This window comes from Cytobacillus kochii, from assembly GCF_020171845.1.
Lineage (GTDB): Bacteria > Bacillota > Bacilli > Bacillales > Cytobacillaceae > Cytobacillus > Cytobacillus kochii.
Genome location: NZ_JAIVAM010000014.1, coordinates 16,715 through 39,544, shown reverse-complemented (window position 1 = coordinate 39,544; position 22,830 = coordinate 16,715). Strand labels below are relative to the sequence as shown.

Genomic DNA, 22,830 nt, shown 5'->3' with positions numbered 1-22,830 from the left:
TCTTGAGGGCCTTTTTTATTTTCTCTTTGGCTTCTCATCCATTGAATTCAACAAAATAATGAATTGAAGGAGTGAGACCTTTGAACTTCCTTGAAAAAATGAAGAACCATGTATTAATTGCTGACGGTGCGATAGGAACACTTCTTTATTCTTATGGTACAGATACATGTTTTGAAGAATTGAACCTCTCAGCACCGGAACAAATTCAGCACATTCATCAAGCTTATCTCGGGGCAGGTGCGGATTTAATTCAAACAAATTCCTATGCTGCGAATTATTTAAAATTGAAACGGTATGGCCTAGAGGATTCAGTCAAAGAGATTAATAGTGCGGCTGTAAAACTGGCACGATCTAGTATTCAACATCATCAGGCATATGTGCTTGGCACAATTGGAGGTGTACGAGGATTAAATCCCCTCTCTATTCCTCTAGATGAAATTAAACGTAACTTTCGTGAACAGCTATACTGCTTATTGTTAGAAGGCGTAGATGGGCTCCTTCTTGAAACATATTATGATTTAGAAGAACTAGAAACGGTTCTCTCTATTGCCCGAAAAGAAACGGATATACCTATTATTGCACAAGTGTCTTTACAAGAAGTCGCTATTTTACAAAATGGGACGTTAATTAATGACGCCTTAAAAAGATTAGAAGCTAAAAGGGCAGATGTTGTCGGGGTAAACTGCCGTTTAGGTCCACATCATATGTTAGAGACACTCTCCTCCGTTGAATTACCTCAGCACGCGTTTTTATCTGCCTATCCTAACGCGAGTCTACCTGCCTATATCGATGGTACGATTCAATATAAGGAAGGCGAAGACTATTTTAGAAAATCAGCGAAGTCCTTCCTTAAGCAAGGTATTCGACTGCTTGGTGGTTGCTGCGGAACGACACCGGGCCATATTAAAGCATTTGCAGACGAAGTTAGGCATGCTGTACCTATTCTTGAAAAACAAGTAACAAATAAAAGGAAACCTAAAATAGAGAGAATTACAATCGAACGCACCAATACGCCGTTAGAGACACTTGTACAAGAAAAACGCACCATCATCGTCGAACTAGACCCACCTAAGAAGCTATCAACTGCTAAATTTTTTGAAGGCGCCAGAGCCTTAAAAGATGCTGGTGTTGATGCAATTACACTCGCAGATAACTCTCTTGCCACACCACGAATCGCAAATGAAGCCCTAGCACATATCATCCACAAGGATACAAACGTTCGACCACTTGTCCACCTCTCCTGTAGAGATCGAAACTTAATCGGCTTACAATCACATCTCATGGGTCTTCATACATTAGGGTTGCATGATATTTTAGCCATAACTGGGGATCCGGCAAGAGTTGGCAATTTCCCAGGCGCTTCATCTGTATTTGATTTATCTTCCTTTGAATTAATAGAAATGATTAAACAATTTAATGAAGGAATTTCCCCTTCAGGTTCTGAACTTGGTGAAAATGCCGTCTTTTCTGTCGGGGCAGCATTTAATCCTCATGTCAAATCATTAGATAAAGCTGTTGCCCGACTTGAAAGGAAAATAAAAGCAGGCGCTGATTATTTCGTGTCACAGCCAGTGTTTTCAATAACACAACTATTAGAGATTCATGAGGCAACAAAGCATCTTTCCGCACCTATTTTCATCGGAATGATGCCACTGATTAGCAGCAAAAATGCAGAGTATCTTCATAACGAAGTGCCTGGCATCAAGATTACTCAAACGACCCGCGACAGAATGGCAAAAGCCGTTAACCCTATTCTTGCTGAGAAAGAAGGCTTATTAATTACAAAAGAGTTGATCGATGCAGCCTTAGAACTCTTTCAAGGCATCTACCTTGTTACCCCTTTCCTTAGATATCAACTCACAACCGAACTGACCAATCATATTAGAAGAAAAGATCAACAGAAGAAGGAGCATCATTATGTCAAAAGTAGCCATCACTAAACAAATGAAAGAAAAGATTTTAATCATGGATGGGGCAATGGGCACCATGCTACAAGAAGCCCACCTAACAGCAGATGACTTTGGTGGTGAGGATCTAGAAGGTTGTAATGAATACCTCACACTTACGCGACCTGAATTGATCCAATCCATTCATGAAGCTTATCTTTCGGCAGGGGCAGATATAATTGAAACAAATACATTCGGAGCGACACGTATCGTTTTAGAAGAATATAATATTGGGCATTTAAGTGAATTGTTAAACCGCAGAGCGGCTGAAATTGCTATAAAAGCAGCGCATAAATACGACAAGCCTAATCATCCGCGATATGTAGCAGGATCTATGGGACCAACTACTAAGACATTAAGCGTCACCGGTGGAACAACTTTTAAACAATTAGTCCTGGATTATCGTACACAAGCCATAGGACTCATTGACGGTGGTGTAGATTTATTATTAATAGAAACAAGCCAAGATCTCCTTAATGTAAAAGCTGCTTTCCTAGGGATTAAAGAAGCCTTTCATCATACAAAGAAAGAACTCCCTATTATGATATCAGGGACAATAGAGCCGATGGGCACCACTTTGGCAGGGCAAAACATCGAAGCATTTTACATTTCAATAGAGCACATGAAACCAATAGCTGTTGGGCTCAACTGCGCAACTGGACCGGAATTTATGCAAGAGCATATTCGCTCTCTAGCACAACTCTCTTCAACTGGTGTTAGCTGTTATCCTAATGCAGGCTTACCAGATGAAGACGGCTGTTATCACGAAACAGCAGAATCTCTATCTACAAAGCTTTTGGATTTTGCCACACAGGGCTGGGTGAATATCGTCGGTGGTTGTTGCGGTACCACACCAGCGCATATCACAGCAATCAGTCAAGCATTAGCCCATGTACCGCCCCGTCCCATTACTAAAAAGAGACAGCATAAACTATCAGGTATTGAACCCCTTACCTATGATGAATCTATTAGACCGATCATGGTTGGTGAGCGGACAAATGTCATTGGCTCAAAAAAATTCAAACGGTTGATTAATGAAGGAAAGTATGAGGAAGCATCGGAAATTGCTAGAGCCCAAGTTAAAAAAGGAGCAAGCGTCATTGATATATGTCTTGCTGATCCTGATCGTAATGAAATAGAAGATATGGACCATTTTTTAGCTGAAGTAACGAAAAAAATCAAAGTTCCCCTAGTCATTGATTCAACTGATGATGAAGTAATCGCCAAAGCTCTTACCTACTCTCAAGGCAAAGCTATAATCAATTCGATTAACTTAGAAGATGGTGAGGATCGATTCGCCTTTGCTGCAAAGCTTATCCATCAGTACGGAGCAGCCATTGTTGTCGGTACCATTGATGAGGAAGGCATGGCCATCACAGCTGAAAACAAGCTAGCTATAGCTAAACGGGCCTATCACATCCTCGTTGAGCAGTATCAAGTACCTCCAGAGGATATTATCTTCGACCCCCTCGTATTTCCTGTCGGCACTGGAGATGAACAATATATTGGTTCTGCTAAAGAAACTGTACTTGGTATTAAACTTATTAAAGAAGCTCTACCGGAGGCGAAAACGATTTTAGGCATTAGTAATGTGTCCTTTGGTCTTCCGAGTGTGGGGAGAGAAATTTTAAATTCCGTCTTCCTCTTTCATTGCACGAAAGCCGGGCTAGACTATGCAATCGTCAATACAGAAAAGCTAGAGCGTTTCCCAAGCATCCCTAAAAATGAAGTCGAATTAGCAGAGAAGCTTCTCTTTCAAACCAGCGATAGCATTTTAGCTGATTTTACTGACTTTTATCGTGATAAGAAGAAGGAAAAAAGGATAGAAACCCATTTGCTATCATTAGAAGAACGTTTATCAAGCTATATAATAGAAGGAACAAAAGAAGGCCTTCTCCCAGATTTAGAAAGAGCATTAGCGAAATACCCAAATCCATTAGATATTATCAACGGACCATTAATGAATGGTATGGCAGAAGTAGGTAGATTGTTTAATGATAATCAATTAATTGTTGCAGAAGTCTTACAAAGTGCAGAAGTAATGAAAGCATCAGTCGCCTTTTTAGAACCTTATATGGAAAATGATAAACAAACATCTACAAGTAAGGGGAAAGTTTTACTCGCAACCGTCAAAGGTGATGTCCATGATATCGGCAAGAATCTTGTGGATATTATTCTCTCTAACAATGGGTTTGAAACCATTGATCTTGGAATTAAAGTCTCTTCTGCTGATCTTATCGCAGCGATTAGAGAGCAAAAACCCGACATCATTGGACTCTCTGGCTTACTCGTAAAGTCAGCACAACAAATGGCATTAACAGCAAAGGACTTACAGGATGCCCATATACAAACCCCCATTATGGTGGGGGGAGCTGCCTTATCTCGCAAATTTACGAATAATAAAATCGCCCCTAACTACCAAGGACTCGTCTTATATGCAAAAGATGCAATGACCGGTCTGAGTTTAGCAAATGAAATCCGAGAACCAAGTCGCTATAGTGAATTATTTCAAGCACAAATCTCGAGAGCAGCAAAAACTAACAAAGAAGAAACCCAATTGATAAAAAAATATTCCGAACCAGCCGTTGGCGTGAAAACCGTTCAAGAAGCTCCTATTTTTCAACCGCAAGATTTAAAGAGACATTTAATTACAAATCTCTCTTTTCACCATATTGAACCATATATTAACCGTAAAATGCTGCTATATCATCTTGGGGTTAAAAATCAAAAAAGGGAGCTCACTAATGAAAAACTGGATAAGGTGAATAACCTATTAGACTCACTGATCCATAAAATAATTAAAAATAACTGGATACAACCAAAGGCTACTTACCAATTCTTCAAAGCAAAGGCCAATGGAAATGATGTCATAATAATGAATAAAGACGAACTTCCTATTGAAGAGTTTGCATTCCCTAGACAAGAAAAAGAAAAAAACCTTTGTCTTGCTGATTATCTAAGAGAAAAGCAAACAGACTATGTATGTTTTTTTGCTGTAACAGCTGGAAAGGGAATACGAAAGGCAGCTACACAATTAAAAGAGGAAGGCAGATTTCTAGAAAGTCACGCATTGCAAGCAATTGCGTTAGAAACAGCTGAAGGTCTGGCTGAGTATATTCATAGACAGATTAGGGATAAATGGGGATTCCCAGATCACCCAACAATGACGATGGATGAGCGTTTTGCGGCTAAATATCAAGGACAACGATTTTCGTTCGGTTACCCAGCCTGTCCAAATTTAGAAGATCAAGCAAAGTTATTTCGTCTTATACAACCAGAGGATATTGATATCGAATTAACAGAAGGTTATATGATGGAACCTGAAGCTTCTGTTACGGCTATGGTGTTTTCACATCCCGAAGCCAGATACTTTAATGTACACTCTTCTTCATGATTGATGTAAAAAAGCATAAAGAAAAAGCAGCCGGCGTCCCGACTGCTTTTTCTATGAAAGGCGTCCCCTTCAAATATCGTAAATCAAAATTTATTACTCAACGATTGTAGCAACTACGCCAGCGCCTACAGTACGTCCACCCTCACGGATAGAGAATTTAGTACCTTCTTCGATAGCGATTGGAGAGATAAGTTCAACGTTCATTTCGATGTTATCTCCAGGCATAACCATTTCTACACCTTCAGGAAGGTTACAAATACCAGTTACATCAGTTGTACGGAAGTAGAACTGAGGACGGTAGTTTGTGAAGAATGGAGTGTGACGTCCACCTTCTTCTTTAGATAAAACGTAAACTTCAGCTTTGAATTTTACGTGTGGAGTAATTGAAGCTGGTTTAGCTAATACTTGACCACGTTGGATATCTTCACGTGCAACACCACGAAGAAGAGCACCAATGTTATCTCCTGCTTCAGCATAATCAAGAAGCTTACGGAACATTTCAACACCTGTTACAGTAGTTGATTTTGGTTCTTCAGCAAGACCGATGATTTCAATAGTATCACCGACTTTAACTTGTCCACGCTCAACACGACCTGTAGCAACAGTACCACGACCAGTGATTGAGAATACATCCTCAACTGGCATCATGAATGGTTTTTCAGTGTCACGAGTTGGAGTTGGGATATACTCATCAACTGCAGCCATTAATTCAATGATTTTTTCTTCCCACGCAGCATCTCCTTCAAGAGCTTTAAGCGCAGAACCTTTGATTACAGGAATATCGTCACCAGGGAATTCATATTCAGAAAGAAGGTCACGAACTTCCATTTCTACTAATTCAAGTAATTCTTCGTCGTCTACCATGTCACATTTGTTCATGAATACAACAAGGTAAGGTACACCTACTTGACGAGAAAGAAGGATGTGCTCACGAGTTTGTGGCATTGGGCCATCAGCAGCAGATACTACTAGGATACCGCCGTCCATTTGTGCAGCACCAGTGATCATGTTTTTAACATAGTCAGCGTGACCTGGGCAGTCAACGTGTGCATAGTGACGGTTTTCAGTTTCGTACTCAACGTGTGCAGTAGAGATTGTGATACCACGCTCTCTTTCTTCTGGAGCAGCATCGATTTGGTCATATCCACGAGCTTCACCGCCGCCTGCTTTCGCAAGTACAGTTGTGATTGCTGCTGTTAATGTAGTTTTACCATGGTCAACGTGTCCGATAGTTCCGATGTTAACATGGGGTTTTGAACGGTCAAATTTTTCTTTAGCCATTAGGAAAATCCTCCTTTAAATTTAAATAAATTAAGTATTTGATTGACATTGGTCGGTGGCTACCTTCCAATGTCAGGTTACTTACAATGATAGTTATACTTGATTAAAAAGGTAAAATCAATTATTCACCTTTATTTTTTTTGATGATTTCTTCAGAAATTGATTTTGGAACTTCTTCATAATGATCAAAGTGCATTGAGAATGTACCGCGACCTTGCGTATTAGAACGCAATGAAGTAGCATAACCAAACATTTCAGAAAGTGGAACCATAGCACGAACTACTTGTGCGTTACCGCGTGCTTCCATACCTTCAACACGTCCACGACGAGAAGTAACATCACCCATAATGTCTCCCATATACTCTTCCGGAATAACTACTTCAACTTTCATTACCGGTTCAAGGATAACTGGGTTACATTTTGATGCAGCGTTTTTCAGTGCCATAGAAGCGGCAATTTTAAACGCCATTTCAGATGAGTCAACATCATGGTATGATCCATCAAATAATCTAGCTTTAATATCAACCATTGGATAGCCGGCTAATACACCACGCTCCATAGCATCTTCAAGACCAGATTGTACTGCAGGGATATATTCACGTGGAACAACACCACCAACGATGCCGTTTACGAATTCAAATCCTGCACCTTCTTCATTTGGAGAGAACTCAATCCAAACGTGACCAAATTGACCACGACCACCGGATTGACGCGCGAATTTACCTTCGATGTTTGCAGATGCACGGAAAGTTTCACGATAAGCAACTTGTGGTGCACCAACATTTGCTTCTACTTTAAATTCACGTTTCATACGGTCTACAAGGATATCAAGGTGAAGCTCACCCATACCAGCGATGATTACTTGACCAGTTTCTTGGTCAGTATGCGCACGGAATGTTGGATCTTCTTCTTGAAGTTTTTGAAGTGCTGTAGTCATCTTATCTTGGTCTGCTTTAGACTTCGGTTCGATAGAAAGAGAGATAACTGGCTCTGGGAACTCCATAGATTCAAGAATTACAAGACTCTTTTCATCACATAGTGTATCTCCAGTAGAAGTATCTTTCAAACCAACAGCAGCAGCAATATCCCCTGCATAAACTGTAGAGATCTCTTCACGAGAGTTTGCATGCATTTGTAGGATACGACCTACACGTTCACGTTTATCTTTCGTAGAGTTCTTAACATAAGAACCTGAATCTAACGTACCAGAGTAAACGCGGAAGAAAGTTAATTTACCAACATAAGGGTCAGTCATAACTTTAAATGCTAATGCAGAGAAAGGCTCTTCATCACTTGATGGACGAGTAACTTCTTCTTCTGTCTCTGGATTGATACCTTTAATGGCATGTACATCCAATGGAGATGGAAGATAGTCGATTACTGCATCAAGCATTTTTTGAACACCTTTGTTTTTGAATGCAGATCCACAAATAACTGGATAGAATTCAACGTTTACTGTACCTTGACGGATTGCAGCTTTAATCTCTTCATTAGAGATTTCTTCTCCACCAAGATATTTCTCCATTAATTCTTCATCAAGTTCTGCTAGAGCTTCGATTAATTTTTCACGATACTCTTGAGCTTGATCCATGTATTCTTCAGGAATTTCACGTGTTTCGATGTCAGTACCAAGATCGTTACCGTAGAAAGTAGCTTTCATTTCGATAAGGTCAATGATACCTTTGAATTCGTCTTCAGCACCAATTGGTAATTGGATAGCTGCTGCATTTGCTTGCAGACGATCATGAAGTGTACCTAAAGAGTACAAGAAGTCTGCACCGATTTTATCCATTTTGTTTACGAATACCACACGTGGTACGCCGTAAGTTGTCGCTTGACGCCATACAGTCTCAGTCTGTGGTTCAACACCAGATTGAGCATCTAGTACAGCAACTGCTCCATCAAGTACACGCAATGAACGTTCAACTTCAACTGTGAAGTCTACGTGTCCTGGCGTGTCAATGATATTAACACGGTGGCCTTTCCATTGAGCTGTAGTAGCGGCAGAAGTGATTGTAATACCACGTTCTTGCTCTTGCTCCATCCAGTCCATTTGTGAAGCACCTTCATGTGTTTCACCAATTTTGTGGATACGACCAGTGTAATAAAGAACACGCTCAGTTGTTGTTGTTTTACCAGCATCAATATGAGCCATGATACCAATATTACGCGTATTATCTAAGGAGAACTCTCTTGCCATTGTGTCTTTCTCCTTCCTAGTATGGGAATTGTTTTTATAATATAAAAATGAATCTTACCAGCGATAGTGAGCAAATGCTTTGTTTGCTTCAGCCATTTTATGAGTGTCTTCACGTTTCTTCACTGATGCACCAGTGTTGTTAGCTGCATCAAGAATTTCGTTTGCAAGACGCTCTTCCATTGTTTTCTCACCGCGAAGGCGAGCGTAGTTTACTAACCAACGAAGACCAAGAGTTGTACGGCGATCAGGGCGCACCTCAACTGGTACTTGGTAGTTAGCTCCACCTACACGGCGTGCTCTTACTTCAAGTACAGGCATGATGTTTTTAAGCGCTTGATCGAATACTTCCATTGGCTCTTTGCCAGTACGCTCACTAATGATATCAAATGAATTATATAGAATTGCTTGAGATTTACCTCTCTTACCATCTACCATCATTTTATTGATTAGACGGCTAACAAGCTTTGAGTTGTAAATCGGATCAGGCAATACGTCTCTTTTTGCTACAGGACCTTTACGTGGCATGTAATTTTTCCTCCTTTCAAGAAAGGGTTATTTTTATTTGTGAATTATTTCTTAGCTGCTTTAGGACGTTTAGCACCGTATTTAGAACGACCTTGCATACGGTTGTTAACACCAGCAGTATCAAGTGCACCACGAACGATATGGTAACGTACACCCGGTAAGTCTTTTACACGACCGCCACGGATAAGTACCACACTGTGCTCTTGTAGGTTATGACCAATACCAGGAATATAAGCATTTACTTCGATTCCGTTAGTTAAACGTACACGTGCATATTTACGCAACGCTGAGTTTGGTTTTTTTGGAGTCATTGTACCAACACGAGTACATACACCGCGTTTTTGTGGTGAAGATATGTTCGTTTGTACTTTTTTGAAGCTGTTATAACCTTTGTTCAACGCAGGAGAAGTTGATTTCTCTTCCTTTGTTTTACGAGGCTTGCGTACTAATTGATTAATAGTAGGCATGTATTTTTCCTCCCTTCATCTTTTCATGTAAGCCCACACATCCAGGTGGTTCATTTAAAGGCAAAAACAAAGTCCTTGCAGATTTCTATCTACAAAAACAGTTTTTAAATAGTTAATGCAACAGCTGCAGCACCTACATCTATCCCACATGCTTTACCAAGCTTTTTCATCGAATCAACATATGTGATTGGAACGTTATGATCTTTAGCAGCTTCTTCTATCATAGATTTGACTTGAAAATTTGTATCGCTAGCGATGACTACTTCAGATACAATTCCAGATTTAAGAGCTTTCACTGTTTGTTTAGTTCCTACTATAATTTCTTTCGCCTGCAATACTTTTTCATAAGACATAAATTCATCCTCCAAAGTATCCAGTAATAGGAGCACCTTTGCTATATTACCACCATTTGAAAATGATGTCAACAATCATTCATATTTTTTTAATATAGAAGGTCGGTGCCATTCTTAAAAAGAACGACACCCTTACTTCTATCATTATTCTACCGTGATTGTTTCTTCAACTGTCTCTTTTGTATAAGGCTCTGCTTGACGATAACGTTGCATACCTGTACCAGCTGGAACAAGTTTACCAATGATAACATTTTCTTTCAAGCCGAGTAACTCATCACGTTTTCCTTTAATCGCTGCATCTGTAAGAACTCTAGTTGTTTCTTGGAATGAGGCAGCGGATAAGAAGGAATCAGTTTCAAGAGATGCTTTGGTAATACCAAGTAATACCGGACGTCCAGTAGCTGGCATTTTACCTTCCATAAGTGCTTTTCTATTCGCATCAGTAAATTGATGGATATCAAGCAATGTACCTGGAAGTACATCTGTCTCAGCTGCATCGATAACACGTACTTTACGAAGCATTTGACGTACCATTACTTCGACGTGTTTATCACCGATTTCAACCCCTTGCATACGATAAACTTTTTGTACTTCACGTAGCAAGTATTCTTGAACTGCTGTAACATCTCTCACTTTAATTAACTCTTTCGGATCGATAGAACCTTCTGTTAGCTCTTGACCGCGTTCCACTTCATCATTAATTGCTACTTTTAAGCGCGCAGTATAAGGTGCAGTATAAGTGCGTGATTCAACTTCACCTTGAATAACGATTTCATGCTGACGATCGCGACCTTCATTAATGCCAACCACTATACCTTTGATTTCTGAAATAACCGCTTGACCTTTAGGGTTACGTGCTTCAAAAATCTCTTGGATACGTGGAAGACCTTGTGTAATATCGTCTCCTGCAACCCCACCTGTATGGAATGTACGCATCGTTAACTGTGTACCTGGTTCACCAATTGATTGTGCGGCAATAATACCAACTGCTTCACCGACTTCAACTTCTTGACCAGTAGCCAAGTTACGTCCGTAACATTTTTTACATACACCGTGGCGAGTATTACATGTGAACGCAGAGCGAATCCATGCTTCTTCAACGCCTGCAGCGATGATTTCTGCAGATAAATCTTCAGTAATCAATTCATTTTCACGTGCAATGATTTCATTTGTTTCCGGATGTCTAATCGCTTTTCTTACATGACGACCGATTAAACGTTCCTCTAGGCTTTCAATCACTTCTGTTCCTTCCTTCAAGGAAGAAATCAATAAGCCACGATCTGTACCACAATCATCTTCACGTACAATTACGTCCTGTGCAACATCAACAAGACGGCGAGTAAGGTAACCAGAGTCAGCTGTTTTAAGGGCTGTATCAGCAAGACCTTTACGCGCACCGTGAGTAGAGATAAAGTACTCTAATACAGTTAATCCTTCACGGAAACTTGATTTAATCGGTAATTCAATAATACGACCAGCCGGGTTGGCCATAAGACCACGCATACCAGCTAACTGTGTAAAGTTAGATGCGTTACCACGGGCACCTGAATCACTCATCATGAAGATTGGGTTGGATTTATCCAATGATTTCATTAGTTTCGATTGGATATTATCTTTCGCTGCACTCCAGATAGAGATAACTCTGTCATAACGTTCCTCTTCAGTGATAAGACCACGTCTAAATTGTTTTAATACATTATCAACTTTATTCTGAGCTTCATGAAGAATTTCTTCTTTTTCACCTAATACAACGATGTCTGACACACCAACGGTAATACCAGCCTTAGTTGAATATTTGAAACCTAAATTCTTCATACGGTCTAGCATTTTTGATGTTTCAGTAATCTTGAAGCGTTTAAATACTTCAGCAATGATATTTCCAAGAATTTTCTTCTTAAACGGATCGACAATTGGCATTGTACGAATCGCTTCAGGAATATCAGTAGCTTTATCAATAAAGTATTTCTTCGGTGTTTCAATTTCAAGATTTTCTTTTGTTGGTTCGTTAATATACGGGAATGTTTTCGGTAAAATTTCATTGAATACCAGTTTACCAACTGTTGTCATTAATAGTTGTTTGTTTTGTTCTTCAGTGAATGTTTCATTTTTTAACGAACCAGCATGGACAGCTACTCTAGTGTGCAAGTGAACATATCCGTTTTGGTAAGCAAGTAACGCCTCGCTTGTGTCGTTAAAGACCATTCCTTCACCAACAGCATTTTCTCTTTCTAAGGTTAAGTAATAGTTACCTAACACCATATCTTGAGAAGGCGTAACAACTGGTTTACCATCCTTAGGATTCAGGATGTTTTGTGCTGCCAACATAAGCAATCTAGCTTCAGCTTGCGCTTCTGCTGATAAAGGTACGTGAACCGCCATTTGGTCACCATCAAAGTCAGCATTATATGCTGTACAAACAAGTGGATGCAAACGAATGGCACGTCCTTCAACCAACGTAGGTTCAAATGCTTGAATCCCTAATCTATGAAGTGTAGGGGCACGGTTTAATAATACCGGATGCTCCTTAATGACACTCTCAAGTACATCCCAAACTTCAGGGTGAACTTTTTCGATTTTACGTTTAGCTGATTTAATGTTATGTGCTAGGCCCTTTTCAACTAACTCTTTCATGACAAACGGTTTAAATAACTCCAATGCCATTTCTTTAGGTAGTCCACATTGATACATTTTCAAGTTTGGACCAACGACAATAACAGAACGGCCAGAGTAGTCAACACGCTTACCGAGCAAGTTTTGACGGAAACGTCCTTGTTTACCTTTTAACATATGAGATAGTGATTTAAGTGGTCTATTACCAGGACCAGTAACAGGACGTCCACGACGACCGTTATCAATTAAAGCGTCAACAGCTTCTTGAAGCATACGCTTTTCATTTTGAACGATGATGCTTGGAGCACCAAGGTCTAATAAACGCTTCAAACGGTTATTACGGTTAATTACACGACGATAAAGATCATTCAAATCTGATGTAGCAAAACGACCACCGTCTAGTTGAACCATTGGACGAAGCTCTGGAGGAATAACTGGTAGCACATCAAGAATCATCCAGCTCGGTTCATTTCCTGAACCACGGAATGCTTCAAGCACTTCTAATCGTTTAATTGCACGTGTACGACGTTGCCCTTGTGCAGTTTTTAATTCTTCTTTTAACGTATCTACTTCTTTATCAAGGTCAATATCTGAAAGTAACTTTCTAATTGACTCCGCACCCATAGACGCTTGGAACTTATTACCGTATTTTTCACGGTAAGCACGGTATTCTTTTTCAGAGAGTAATTGTTTTTTCTCTAATGCTGTATCTCCGGATTCGGTTACAACATAAGATGCAAAATAAATTACTTCTTCCAAAGCACGAGGAGACATATCAAGAACAAGACCCATACGGCTTGGAATACCTTTAAAGTACCAAATATGTGATACTGGCGCTGCTAGCTCAATGTGCCCCATTCTTTCACGACGAACTTTAGCACGTGTAACTTCAACACCACAACGATCACAAACAACACCTTTATAACGAACGCGTTTGTATTTACCACAATGACACTCCCAGTCCTTTGTTGGACCGAAAATACGTTCACAAAACAAACCATCTTTTTCAGGTTTTAATGTACGATAATTGATTGTTTCAGGTTTCTTTACTTCACCATGAGACCATGAGCGGATTTTATCTGGTGAAGCGAGACCTATTTTCATATACTCGAAATTATTAACATCTAGCAAGGGGCCTACCTCCCTTTCGATCTACAGGTTTTTCCCATTAACTTATCAATAAGTTTGGGTCCCAGTCATCTATTCCACTTAGCTCGAATGGAGGGCAGTGATCGCCCTCCTTGTTCAAATTTATTCTTTTGTTGCTACTGTTTCTGCTTCTTCTGTTTCTTGCGTATCTGGAGCGATTGTTAAGGATTCAGCCTGTTGCATATCCTCTTCATCATCCGTATCACGCATTTCTATCTCTTTTTCATCGCCTGAAAGGATTTTTACATCCATACCTAAGCTTTGAAGTTCTTTAATTAATACTTTGAATGATTCAGGGACACCAGGTTCCGGTACATTTTCACCCTTAACGATGGATTCATATGTTTTCACACGTCCAACGACATCATCCGATTTAACTGTTAAGATCTCTTGAAGTGTATAAGCAGCACCATAGGCTTCAAGTGCCCAAACCTCCATCTCACCAAAACGCTGTCCACCGAATTGTGCTTTACCACCAAGCGGTTGTTGCGTAACAAGTGAGTAAGGTCCAGTAGAACGAGCGTGAAGTTTATCATCAACCATGTGTGCTAGTTTGATCATATACATGACACCAACAGATACACGGTTATCAAATGGCTCTCCTGAACGTCCATCATAAAGAACTGTTTTCGCATCACGAGCCATACCAGCTTCTTCGATTGTTTCCCAAACATCTTCCTCGTTTGCACCATCAAATACTGGTGAAGCCACATGAATACCTAGTGATCTTGCCGCCATTCCAAGGTGTAGTTCAAGAACCTGACCAATGTTCATACGAGAAGGTACCCCTAATGGGTTCAACATGATATCAACCGGTGTGCCATCTGGTAAATACGGCATATCTTCTTCCGGTAAAATACGAGAGATAACCCCTTTATTACCATGTCGACCGGCCATTTTGTCCCCTTCAGAAATCTTACGCTTCTGAACAATATAAACACGTACAAGTTGGTTTACACCTGGAGGTAGTTCATCGCCATCTTCACGATTGAAGACTTTGACATCTAGTACGATACCGCCTCCACCATGTGGTACACGCAAGGATGTATCACGTACTTCACGTGCTTTTTCACCGAAGATAGCATGAAGTAGTCTTTCCTCTGCAGTTAGTTCTGTTACACCTTTAGGCGTTACTTTACCAACTAACAAGTCCCCATCTTTCACTTCAGCACCTGTGCGAATAATACCGCGCTCATCTAAATTACGTAGGGCATCTTCCCCAACATTCGGGATGTCACGAGTAATTTCTTCAGGTCCAAGCTTCGTATCACGAGACTCTGACTCATACTCTTCAATATGAATCGAAGTGTATACATCATCTTTTACAAGGCGCTCACTCATGATGATCGCATCCTCGTAGTTATAACCGTCCCATGTCATGAAAGCAACGAGAACATTACGTCCAAGCGCAAGTTCACCAAGTTCCATTGATGGTCCGTCAGCAAGGATTTCACCTTTCGTTACACGGTTACCAACCGCAACAATTGGTCTTTGGTTGTAACATGTACCTTGGTTGGAACGAATGAACTTAAGCATTCTATATTTATCAAGATCGCCTTTTACTTCTTGGCCATCTACTTCTTTCACACGTCTTACCCAAACTTCTTTCGCTTCAACATGCTCAACAATACCTTCGTGCTTACAAATCACTGCAGCACCAGAATCTTTACCAGAAACATATTCCATTCCTGTTCCAACGCGTGGTGCTTCTGGCTGCATAAGAGGCACAGCTTGTCGTTGCATGTTGGCACCCATTAAGGCACGGTTAGAGTCATCATTCTCTAAGAACGGGATACATGCAGTCGCTGCAGATACAACCTGCTTAGGTGATACATCCATGTAATCAACACGGTCACGTTTAACAACAGTATTTTCCCCTCTAAAACGAGCAACAACTTCCTCGTCAACAAATGAACCATCTTCACCTAGTCTTGCATTCGCTTGGGCTACAACATAATTATCTTCCTCATCAGCTGTTAAGTAATCGATTCTTGAAGATACTGTACCTGTTTCGTGATCAATACGACGATAAGGTGTTTCAATAAATCCGAAACGATTCACTTTCGCAAAGGATGATAAAGAGTTAATTAATCCGATATTCGGTCCCTCTGGCGTTTCAATTGGACACATACGACCATAGTGGGAATAGTGAACGTCCCGCACTTCAAAACCTGCACGCTCACGTGTTAATCCACCAGGTCCTAAGGCTGATAGACGTCGCTTATGTGTTAACTCAGCTAATGGATTTGTTTGGTCCATGAACTGAGACAATTGAGAGCTACCAAAGAATTCTTTAATAGATGCAATAACAGGACGAATGTTGATTAATTGTTGTGGTGTAATTGTGTTCGTGTCTTGAATGGACATTCTCTCACGAACTACACGCTCCATTCTTGATAAACCGATACGGAATTGGTTTTGCAATAGCTCACCAACAGAACGTAATCTTCTATTACCAAGGTGGTCAATATCATCTGTATCGCCGACACCATGCAATAAATCAAAGAAATAGCTAATAGAAGCAATAATATCAGCCGGTGAAATATTCTTCACAGCTTCTTCTACATACGCATTACCGATTACATTAATGACTTTCTCGCCATCTTCATTCGGTGCATAAATTTTAATCGATTGGACATCGACTTCTTGATCTATAACGCCGCCGACAAGGTCCACTTTCTTAAAGCCAACATTCTTCTCAAGATAAGGAAGAATTCGATCAAGTGTTCTACGATCAAGTACAACACCTTTTTCAGCAATGATTTCCCCTGTTTCAGGATCAACCAAATTCTCAGCTAATCTTTGGCCAAATAATCTATTTTTTATATGAAGCTTTTTATTAATCTTGTAACGTCCAACATTTGCTAAATCATAGCGTTTTGGATCAAAGAATCTTGATACAAGTAAGCTTTTTGCATTCTCAACAGTCGGTGGTTCACCAGGACGAAGACGCTCATAGATTTCGAGCAATGCTTTGTCCGTACCTTCAGTGTTGTCCTTTTCAAGCGTATTACGGATATATTCATTGTCACCAATTAATTCGATGATTTCTTGATCAGATCCGAACCCTAGTGCACGCAAAAGAACCGTAACGGGTAGCTTCCTCGTACGATCTATTCTAACGTATACGACATCTTTGGCATCAGTTTCATACTCAAGCCAAGCGCCGCGGTTCGGGATAACAGTGGCAGTAAAGCCTTTTTTCCCGTTTTTATCGAGTTTTCCGCTAAAGTATACGCTCGGAGAACGCACCAATTGCGAAACAATGACACGTTCTGCGCCATTAATTACAAATGTTCCTGTTTCTGTCATAAGCGGGAAGTCACCCATAAAGACATCCTGATCTTTGACTTCGCCTGTTTCTTTGTTCACAAGACGCACTTTCACACGCAAAGGTGCAGAATATGTAACATCTCGTTCCTTCGATTCCTCAACCGAATATTTTGGATCGCCAAGGCTGTAATCAATAAATTCAAGCGATAAATTACCAGTAAAGTCTTCAATCGGAGAAATGTCGTGAAACATCTCTCTTAAACCCTCATCAAGAAACCATTGATAAGAAGAGGTTTGGATTTCGATTAGATTTGGTAATTCTAAAACTTCACTGATTCGTGCGTAACTTCTACGTTGGCGGTGTCGTCCATACTGAACTAGTTGACCTGTCAACTGATTCACCCCTCAAATCAAGCGTTATTATTTGAAAAGCAACCTGTGAATCTCACATGTAAATAATAGAATCTATCTTTTTACCTGTGGATTCCAGCCCACAAGTGAGATAAACTCTTTACATGAGAAATATTATCCAGGTAGCTTGACATATCTTAAACTCGAGTCACATTTCGCTCTATTTTTGCCAAAACTAGAGCGTCGGAAGCCCCAAAACACGAGATTCCTCCGTAAACATAAACTCAATCAGACAAAAAGAAAAAGGGTTTTTCAAGCAAAAACCACATTTCCATCATTAGACTATTCTTTTCATTACTTCCCACATCTGGATAAATTTATACAATAACGCATAAATTTTTATCCCTATTGGTAGTATATTATGTTGGCATTTTACAATACTAACATAGCGAAAATGTCAAGTCAATCTTTTTTTGCTCTTAATATAAAATAGCCTTTTTTCTTCACAACTGTATCTACTTCAGCAAATAATTCCGAGAGCTTTTCAATAGCAGATGGTGCACCTTGCTTCTTTTGAATGACTACCCATAATTCTCCACCAGGCAATAAACATTCAAAACTCTCTTCAAAAATACTATGAACAGTTTGTTTCCCAGCTCTTATTGGTGGATTCGTTAAAATAGCTGCAAATTGTTGGTCTTTAACAACTGTCAACTTGTCACTTTCTTTTACAGTGATATTGTTGATACCATTTAGCTCGCCGTTCGTTTGTGCTAGTTCAAGCGCTCTTTCATTCACGTCGAGCATGACGACGTGACGATCTTGCATAATCGTCGCCATTGATAAACCAATTGGGCCGTACCCACAACCAACATCTAATATATCACCAGATATTTCAGGAGGGATAAACGTCTCTATTAATAACCTTGATCCAAAGTCAACTTCATTTTTTGAAAATACACCATGATCGGTTTTAAATTGAAATGTTTTGTCTTTTAGTTTGTAACTCCAAACACGTGGATTACTTTCGACATTAGGCGTTTTAGAATAATAATGGTCTGACATAGTGGTCACCTCCAGATATTAGAGCTGCATGTGCGAGGATTTTTTGGTAGAGGGTAAATTAAGCAAACGTTTCGTTAGTTGCTGTAACGTTCTCCTTAAATTCACTTACCTAAACAGTCCACATAACTGATATTAAAAAAGCCCGCTCATACAAGCGGGCTTTTAAACAAACTATATTACTTAACTTCTACGCCAGCTCCAACTTCTTCAAGTTTAGCTTTGATTTCTTCAGCTTCTTCTTTAGAAGCGCCTTCTTTAATAGCTTTAGGAGTGTTATCAACAACTTCTTTCGCTTCTTTAAGGCCAAGACCTGTGATTTCACGAACAACTTTGATAACTTTAATTTTTTGATCGCCAGCAGAATTAAGAATTACGTCGAATTCTGTTTTCTCAGCAGCAGCGTCTCCACCAGCAGCGCCACCAGCAACAGCTACAGGAGCTGCAGCAGTTACTCCGAATTCTTCTTCAATTGCTTTTACTAGATCGTTAAGTTCTAAAACAGTCATATTTTTAACTGCTTCAATGATTTGTTCTTTAGTCATGATATAATTTCCTCCTTAATTTTTGTTAGATTATATTGGTTAAAACCGATAATTAAGCGCCTTGTTCTTCTTTTTGATCTGCAACAGCTTTTGTTGCAAGAGCAAGGTTGCGAACTGGAGCTTGAAGTACGCTGAGTAGCATAGAAAGTAAACCTTCGCGAGATGGAAGTTCAGCAAGAGCTTTCACTTCTTCTTGTGAAGCGATATTACCTTCAATTACACCTGCTTTAATTTCAAGAGCTTCATGCTTTTTAGCAAACTCGTTTAAAATTTTCGCTGGTGCGACAACATCCTCTGTACTGAATGCAATTGCATTAGGACCAGTAAGATGTTCGTTTAAGCCTGCAAGTTCAGCAGCTTCTGCTGCACGACGACTCATAGAGTTTTTGTAAACTTTGAATTCAACATTCGCTTCACGTAGTTGTTTACGAAGTTCTGTTACTTCTGAAACAGTTAATCCGCGATAATCAACAACAACTGCTGTTTGAGCTGATTTGAATTTGTCTGCAATTTCTTCTACGATTTGTTTCTTTTGTTCGATAATGCTGCTCATCTTTACACCTCCTATTGAATTATGCATTCATACCGTTCAATCAGATAGGTGAGACTCACCATCTCATTAAAAAACCTCCATATCAAAGGTAGACATGGAGGAAGTATACAATAGCTCGTTCAAGCAATTAAAATCTATCGTATTACCTCGGCAGGTTATTAAGCCCCAATCGGCTCCTGCTGTCTACGGTATAAATGATTAAGTTATGATAATAACAAGATTCATTCTACAGAATGGACTTTGCTATGTCAACTTTATTTAAAAACCAAATAATGGTTAATTATTTTGTTGCCGCTGTAGAAGGGTCGATTTTCACACCAGGTCCCATAGTAGTAGTTACAGAAACGTTTTTCATGTAAGTACCTTTTGCTGCAGCAGGTTTTGCTTTCATCATTGTATCGAAGATTGTGTTGAAGTTTTCAACAAGCTTGTCATCTTCAAATGATACTTTTCCGATAGGCACGTGAATGTTACCAGCTTTTTCTACACGGTATTCAACTTTACCTGCTTTGATTTCATTAACAGCTTTTTCTACATCAAATGTAACTGTACCTGTTTTAGGGTTTGGCATTAAACCTTTTGGTCCAAGTACACGACCAAGTTTACCAACTTCACCCATCATGTCTGGAGTAGCAACGATTACGTCAAACTCAAACCAACCTTGGTTGATTTTGTTGATGAATTCTGCATCTCCAACATAGTCTGCACCCGCAGCTTCTGCTTCTTTCGCTTTTTCACCTTTTGCAAATACAAGCACGCGTTGAGTTTTACCAGTACCGTTCGGAAGCACGACAGCTCCACGAATTTGTTGGTCAGCTTTCTTAGGATCTACACCTAAACGAAAAGCTACTTCAACTGTTGCATCAAATTTAGCAAAGTTTGTTTTCTTTGCAAGAGCAATCGCTTCTGCAACTGGGTAAGCTTTTGTGCTATCTACAAGTTTAGCAGCTTCTACATACTTCTTACCTTTTTTAGCCATTTTAATTTCCTCCTTGAATGTGGTTTTAGCGGAATAACCTCCCACCGACGAAAAGCACGTTTGCCTCTCATCTCAAAACGTCGGTCCCTCGAGAATTTCTCAAGGTCCGAACATTATAAAGGTTGCGAGTGAACCTAATTCAGCATCGCAACCTTTTTAGAAACAATCATCATACATACATAGCAAATAGTATTAGTCTTCGATGACAATACCCATGCTGCGTGCAGTACCTTCAACCATACGCATAGCAGCTTCTACACTAGCAGCGTTTAGATCAGGCATTTTTGTTTCAGCAATCTCGCGTACCTTGTCACGCTTGACTGTTGCTACTTTATTACGGTTTGGTTCACCAGAACCAGACTCAATACCAGCCGCTTTCTTAAGCAATACAGCAGCAGGTGGAGTTTTCGTAATAAATGTAAATGAACGGTCCTCAAATACCGTGATTTCAACAGGAATAATTAGACCAGCTTGTTCAGCTGTGCGTGCATTAAATTCCTTACAGAATCCCATGATATTAACACCGGCTTGACCTAGTGCAGGACCAACTGGTGGTGCTGGATTTGCTTTACCTGCAGGAATTTGCAATTTAACAAGTTTGATTACTTTTTTAGCCACGAGACACACCTCCTTAAAGTCCGTGATGTGGTAATAGGGGTTTTCCCCCTCCCACTCAACTGTTAATTCTTTATATTAACATAAAGAATAATGTCCAATGTCCGGTCTCGTCTTCTGAGACATACTGACCTATGAAATATTATCATTTTTCAAAGACGATTTCAAGTTCTTTTCAAAAATATAGGAGAGCTCATAAGCGAAAGACAATGGCTAGATACGGCGAAGTCATACAAAAATCAACTTTCCCTAGTTAAATATAAGGGAGAAAGACCGTTAAATTTTTTCGATTTGCGAAAAATCTAATTCAACCGGAGTATCTCTTCCAAACATATTTACAAGCACCTTGATTTTCGCTTTATCTTTATCGATTTCTTCAATAGAACCAGTAAAGTTAGCAAATGGACCTTCGTTTACTTGAACCGTTTCCCCAACTTCGAAGTTTACATCCATTCGTTTTTCTTCAACACCCATACGTTTAAGAATGACCTGCACTTCTTCAGGCAACAATGGAGTCGGTTTGGAGCCAGAACCCGCTGAACCAACAAATCCCGTTACACCAGGTGTGTTACGCACTACATACCAAGAGTCATCTGTCATAACAATCTCCACCAACACATAACCTGGGAACACCTTCCGTTTTACAACTTTCTTCTTACCATTCTTAAAATCTGTTTCTTCTTCTTCTGGGACAACCACTCTAAAAATTTTATCCTGCATGCCCATCGATTCCACACGTTTTTCAAGGTTTGCTTTTACTTTATTCTCATACCCTGAGTACGTATGTACTACATACCAATTCTTTTCCATATCAAAGGGGACTTAACGTCCTTCCCTCCCTGCAATCTATTTTTATTTTTGAAAGACTGACATCTCTTGTTTGTCTAAATTGACGGATTACGAAACCAATCGAATCCTAAGCAAATGGACTAGGCCTTTCTTGACCAAATGAAAAAACCCGTTACCGGGCTCCTGCAAATGTTCCTGTGTTATCATCCATTATACCATGGAAGCTCAGGGGTTATTCAAGAATTAAACGAATCAATTCAGAAATACCTAAATCAACAACAGTAAAGAATAACGTAAAGAATAAAACAACGACAATAACTGTGATCGTATATTTCGTTAGCTCTTTCTTTGTAGGCCAGCTAACCTTTTTCATCTCACGTCCAACTTCACGGAAAAACTTCACGATGCGTCCCATTTCTTAACCCCCAACTTTTAAAGAGATATATCCTTTAACAAAAAAGCGTAGATTAAGAATACATCCCCCTGAATGCCATTCTATTACTTTTTTGTCTCTTCTTTACTCTATTATTTTGTTTCGCGATGAACTGTATGTGCACTGCATTTACTGCAAAATTTCTTTAATTCCAATCTCTCATTACCTTTGTTACTATTGGTAGTGTAATTTCTTGTCCCACAATCGGCACAAGCTAGTATCACTTTTTTCGGCATTTTTCACACCTCTTCGACATTTATGCCATTAAAACTCTACCATGGCCAATAATCCATGTCAATAACAGC

At 39.7% G+C, this 22,830-nt stretch carries 17 protein-coding genes and 1 other annotated feature; of the genes, 2 read left to right on the top strand and 15 right to left on the bottom strand.

The genetic code is table 11. From position 1 onward, the window contains the following. Positions 1-80: 80 nt before the first annotated feature. Entirely contained in the window at positions 81-1,940 is a 1,860-nt protein-coding gene (locus LCM23_RS21120) for a bifunctional homocysteine S-methyltransferase/methylenetetrahydrofolate reductase (RefSeq protein ID WP_224938672.1), read from the top strand. Further along, positions 1,918-5,340 carry a methionine synthase gene (metH, locus tag LCM23_RS21115; protein WP_224938671.1) on the top strand — a complete coding sequence of 1,141 codons (3,423 nt, stop codon included), beginning with the start codon at positions 1,918-1,920 and terminating at the stop codon, positions 5,338-5,340. Before LCM23_RS21120 ends, metH begins: the two co-directional genes overlap by 23 nt. A gap of 93 nt (positions 5,341-5,433) precedes the next feature. Here the strand turns inward: metH and tuf are convergent, their stop codons facing one another. The 15 genes from tuf to rpmG all read right to left on the bottom strand — a co-directional run bounded on the left by tuf (position 5,434) and on the right by rpmG (position 22,761). Then, positions 5,434-6,621 carry an elongation factor Tu gene (gene tuf, locus LCM23_RS21110; protein ID WP_095371226.1) on the bottom strand — a complete coding sequence of 396 codons (1,188 nt, stop codon included), beginning with the start codon at positions 6,619-6,621 and terminating at the stop codon, positions 5,434-5,436. A gap of 121 nt (positions 6,622-6,742) precedes the next feature. Beyond that, complete coding sequence (gene fusA, locus LCM23_RS21105) at positions 6,743-8,821, bottom strand: elongation factor G (protein ID WP_224938670.1); 2,079 nt, start codon at positions 8,819-8,821, stop codon at positions 6,743-6,745. Positions 8,822-8,875: 54 nt separating this feature from the next. Further along, positions 8,876-9,346, bottom strand: coding sequence for a 30S ribosomal protein S7 (gene rpsG, locus LCM23_RS21100; protein WP_224938669.1), 471 nt, complete (start codon positions 9,344-9,346; stop codon positions 8,876-8,878). Between the two features lie 44 nt (positions 9,347-9,390). Beyond that, positions 9,391-9,813, bottom strand: a complete 423-nt coding sequence (rpsL, locus tag LCM23_RS21095; RefSeq protein ID WP_095371229.1) for a 30S ribosomal protein S12 — start codon at positions 9,811-9,813, stop codon at positions 9,391-9,393. Between the two features lie 104 nt (positions 9,814-9,917). Further along, positions 9,918-10,166: a 50S ribosomal protein L7ae-like protein gene (locus LCM23_RS21090; protein WP_095371230.1), complete on the bottom strand. Its 249-nt coding sequence runs from the start codon at positions 10,164-10,166 to the stop codon at positions 9,918-9,920. A 144-nt stretch (positions 10,167-10,310) separates the two neighbouring features. Further along, on the bottom strand, positions 10,311-13,907 hold the full coding sequence (gene rpoC, locus LCM23_RS21085; RefSeq protein WP_224938668.1) for a DNA-directed RNA polymerase subunit beta': 3,597 nt from the start codon (positions 13,905-13,907) through the stop codon (positions 10,311-10,313). 120 nt (positions 13,908-14,027) lie between these two features. Beyond that, positions 14,028-17,591 carry a DNA-directed RNA polymerase subunit beta gene (rpoB, locus tag LCM23_RS21080; protein WP_224938667.1) on the bottom strand — a complete coding sequence of 1,188 codons (3,564 nt, stop codon included), beginning with the start codon at positions 17,589-17,591 and terminating at the stop codon, positions 14,028-14,030. A gap of 420 nt (positions 17,592-18,011) precedes the next feature. After that, complete coding sequence (locus LCM23_RS21075) at positions 18,012-18,614, bottom strand: class I SAM-dependent methyltransferase (RefSeq protein WP_224938666.1); 603 nt, start codon at positions 18,612-18,614, stop codon at positions 18,012-18,014. A 176-nt stretch (positions 18,615-18,790) separates the two neighbouring features. Next, positions 18,791-19,156 carry a 50S ribosomal protein L7/L12 gene (rplL, locus tag LCM23_RS21070; protein ID WP_191816898.1) on the bottom strand — a complete coding sequence of 122 codons (366 nt, stop codon included), beginning with the start codon at positions 19,154-19,156 and terminating at the stop codon, positions 18,791-18,793. Between the two features lie 52 nt (positions 19,157-19,208). Beyond that, positions 19,209-19,709, bottom strand: a complete 501-nt coding sequence (gene rplJ, locus LCM23_RS21065; protein WP_224938665.1) for a 50S ribosomal protein L10 — start codon at positions 19,707-19,709, stop codon at positions 19,209-19,211. A 59-nt stretch (positions 19,710-19,768) separates the two neighbouring features. Continuing rightward, positions 19,769-19,916, bottom strand: a sequence feature (ribosomal protein L10 leader region). A 73-nt stretch (positions 19,917-19,989) separates the two neighbouring features. Next, on the bottom strand, positions 19,990-20,688 hold the full coding sequence (rplA, locus tag LCM23_RS21060) for a 50S ribosomal protein L1 (protein ID WP_095371236.1): 699 nt from the start codon (positions 20,686-20,688) through the stop codon (positions 19,990-19,992). Between the two features lie 192 nt (positions 20,689-20,880). Continuing rightward, positions 20,881-21,306: a 50S ribosomal protein L11 gene (rplK, locus tag LCM23_RS21055; protein ID WP_009336545.1), complete on the bottom strand. Its 426-nt coding sequence runs from the start codon at positions 21,304-21,306 to the stop codon at positions 20,881-20,883. Positions 21,307-21,579: 273 nt separating this feature from the next. Continuing rightward, a complete protein-coding gene (gene nusG, locus LCM23_RS21050) occupies positions 21,580-22,113 on the bottom strand; it encodes a transcription termination/antitermination protein NusG (protein WP_224938664.1) in 534 nt (177 codons plus the stop codon). Between the two features lie 211 nt (positions 22,114-22,324). After that, positions 22,325-22,507: a preprotein translocase subunit SecE gene (secE, locus tag LCM23_RS21045; protein WP_095371238.1), complete on the bottom strand. Its 183-nt coding sequence runs from the start codon at positions 22,505-22,507 to the stop codon at positions 22,325-22,327. Positions 22,508-22,617: 110 nt separating this feature from the next. Then, positions 22,618-22,761, bottom strand: a complete 144-nt coding sequence (rpmG, locus tag LCM23_RS21040; RefSeq protein WP_191816903.1) for a 50S ribosomal protein L33 — start codon at positions 22,759-22,761, stop codon at positions 22,618-22,620. Positions 22,762-22,830: the final 69 nt, after the last annotated feature.

Coding starts and splice junctions, on each gene's coding strand:
- rplL (WP_191816898.1), bottom strand. CDS start 19,156: ATGACTAAAGAACAAATCATTGAAGCAGTTAAAAATATGACTGTTTTA.
- tuf (WP_095371226.1), bottom strand. CDS start 6,621: ATGGCTAAAGAAAAATTTGACCGTTCAAAACCCCATGTTAACATCGGA.
- LCM23_RS21090 (WP_095371230.1), bottom strand. CDS start 10,166: ATGTCTTATGAAAAAGTATTGCAGGCGAAAGAAATTATAGTAGGAACT.
- nusG (WP_224938664.1), bottom strand. CDS start 22,113: ATGGAAAAGAATTGGTATGTAGTACATACGTACTCAGGGTATGAGAAT.
- fusA (WP_224938670.1), bottom strand. CDS start 8,821: ATGGCAAGAGAGTTCTCCTTAGATAATACGCGTAATATTGGTATCATG.
- secE (WP_095371238.1), bottom strand. CDS start 22,507: ATGGGACGCATCGTGAAGTTTTTCCGTGAAGTTGGACGTGAGATGAAA.
- metH (WP_224938671.1), top strand. CDS start 1,918: ATGTCAAAAGTAGCCATCACTAAACAAATGAAAGAAAAGATTTTAATC.
- rpsL (WP_095371229.1), bottom strand. CDS start 9,813: ATGCCTACTATTAATCAATTAGTACGCAAGCCTCGTAAAACAAAGGAA.
- LCM23_RS21075 (WP_224938666.1), bottom strand. CDS start 18,614: ATGTCAGACCATTATTATTCTAAAACGCCTAATGTCGAAAGTAATCCA.
- rpsG (WP_224938669.1), bottom strand. CDS start 9,346: ATGCCACGTAAAGGTCCTGTAGCAAAAAGAGACGTATTGCCTGATCCG.
- rplJ (WP_224938665.1), bottom strand. CDS start 19,709: ATGAGCAGCATTATCGAACAAAAGAAACAAATCGTAGAAGAAATTGCA.
- rpmG (WP_191816903.1), bottom strand. CDS start 22,761: ATGCCGAAAAAAGTGATACTAGCTTGTGCCGATTGTGGGACAAGAAAT.
- rplA (WP_095371236.1), bottom strand. CDS start 20,688: ATGGCTAAAAAAGGTAAGAAGTATGTAGAAGCTGCTAAACTTGTAGAT.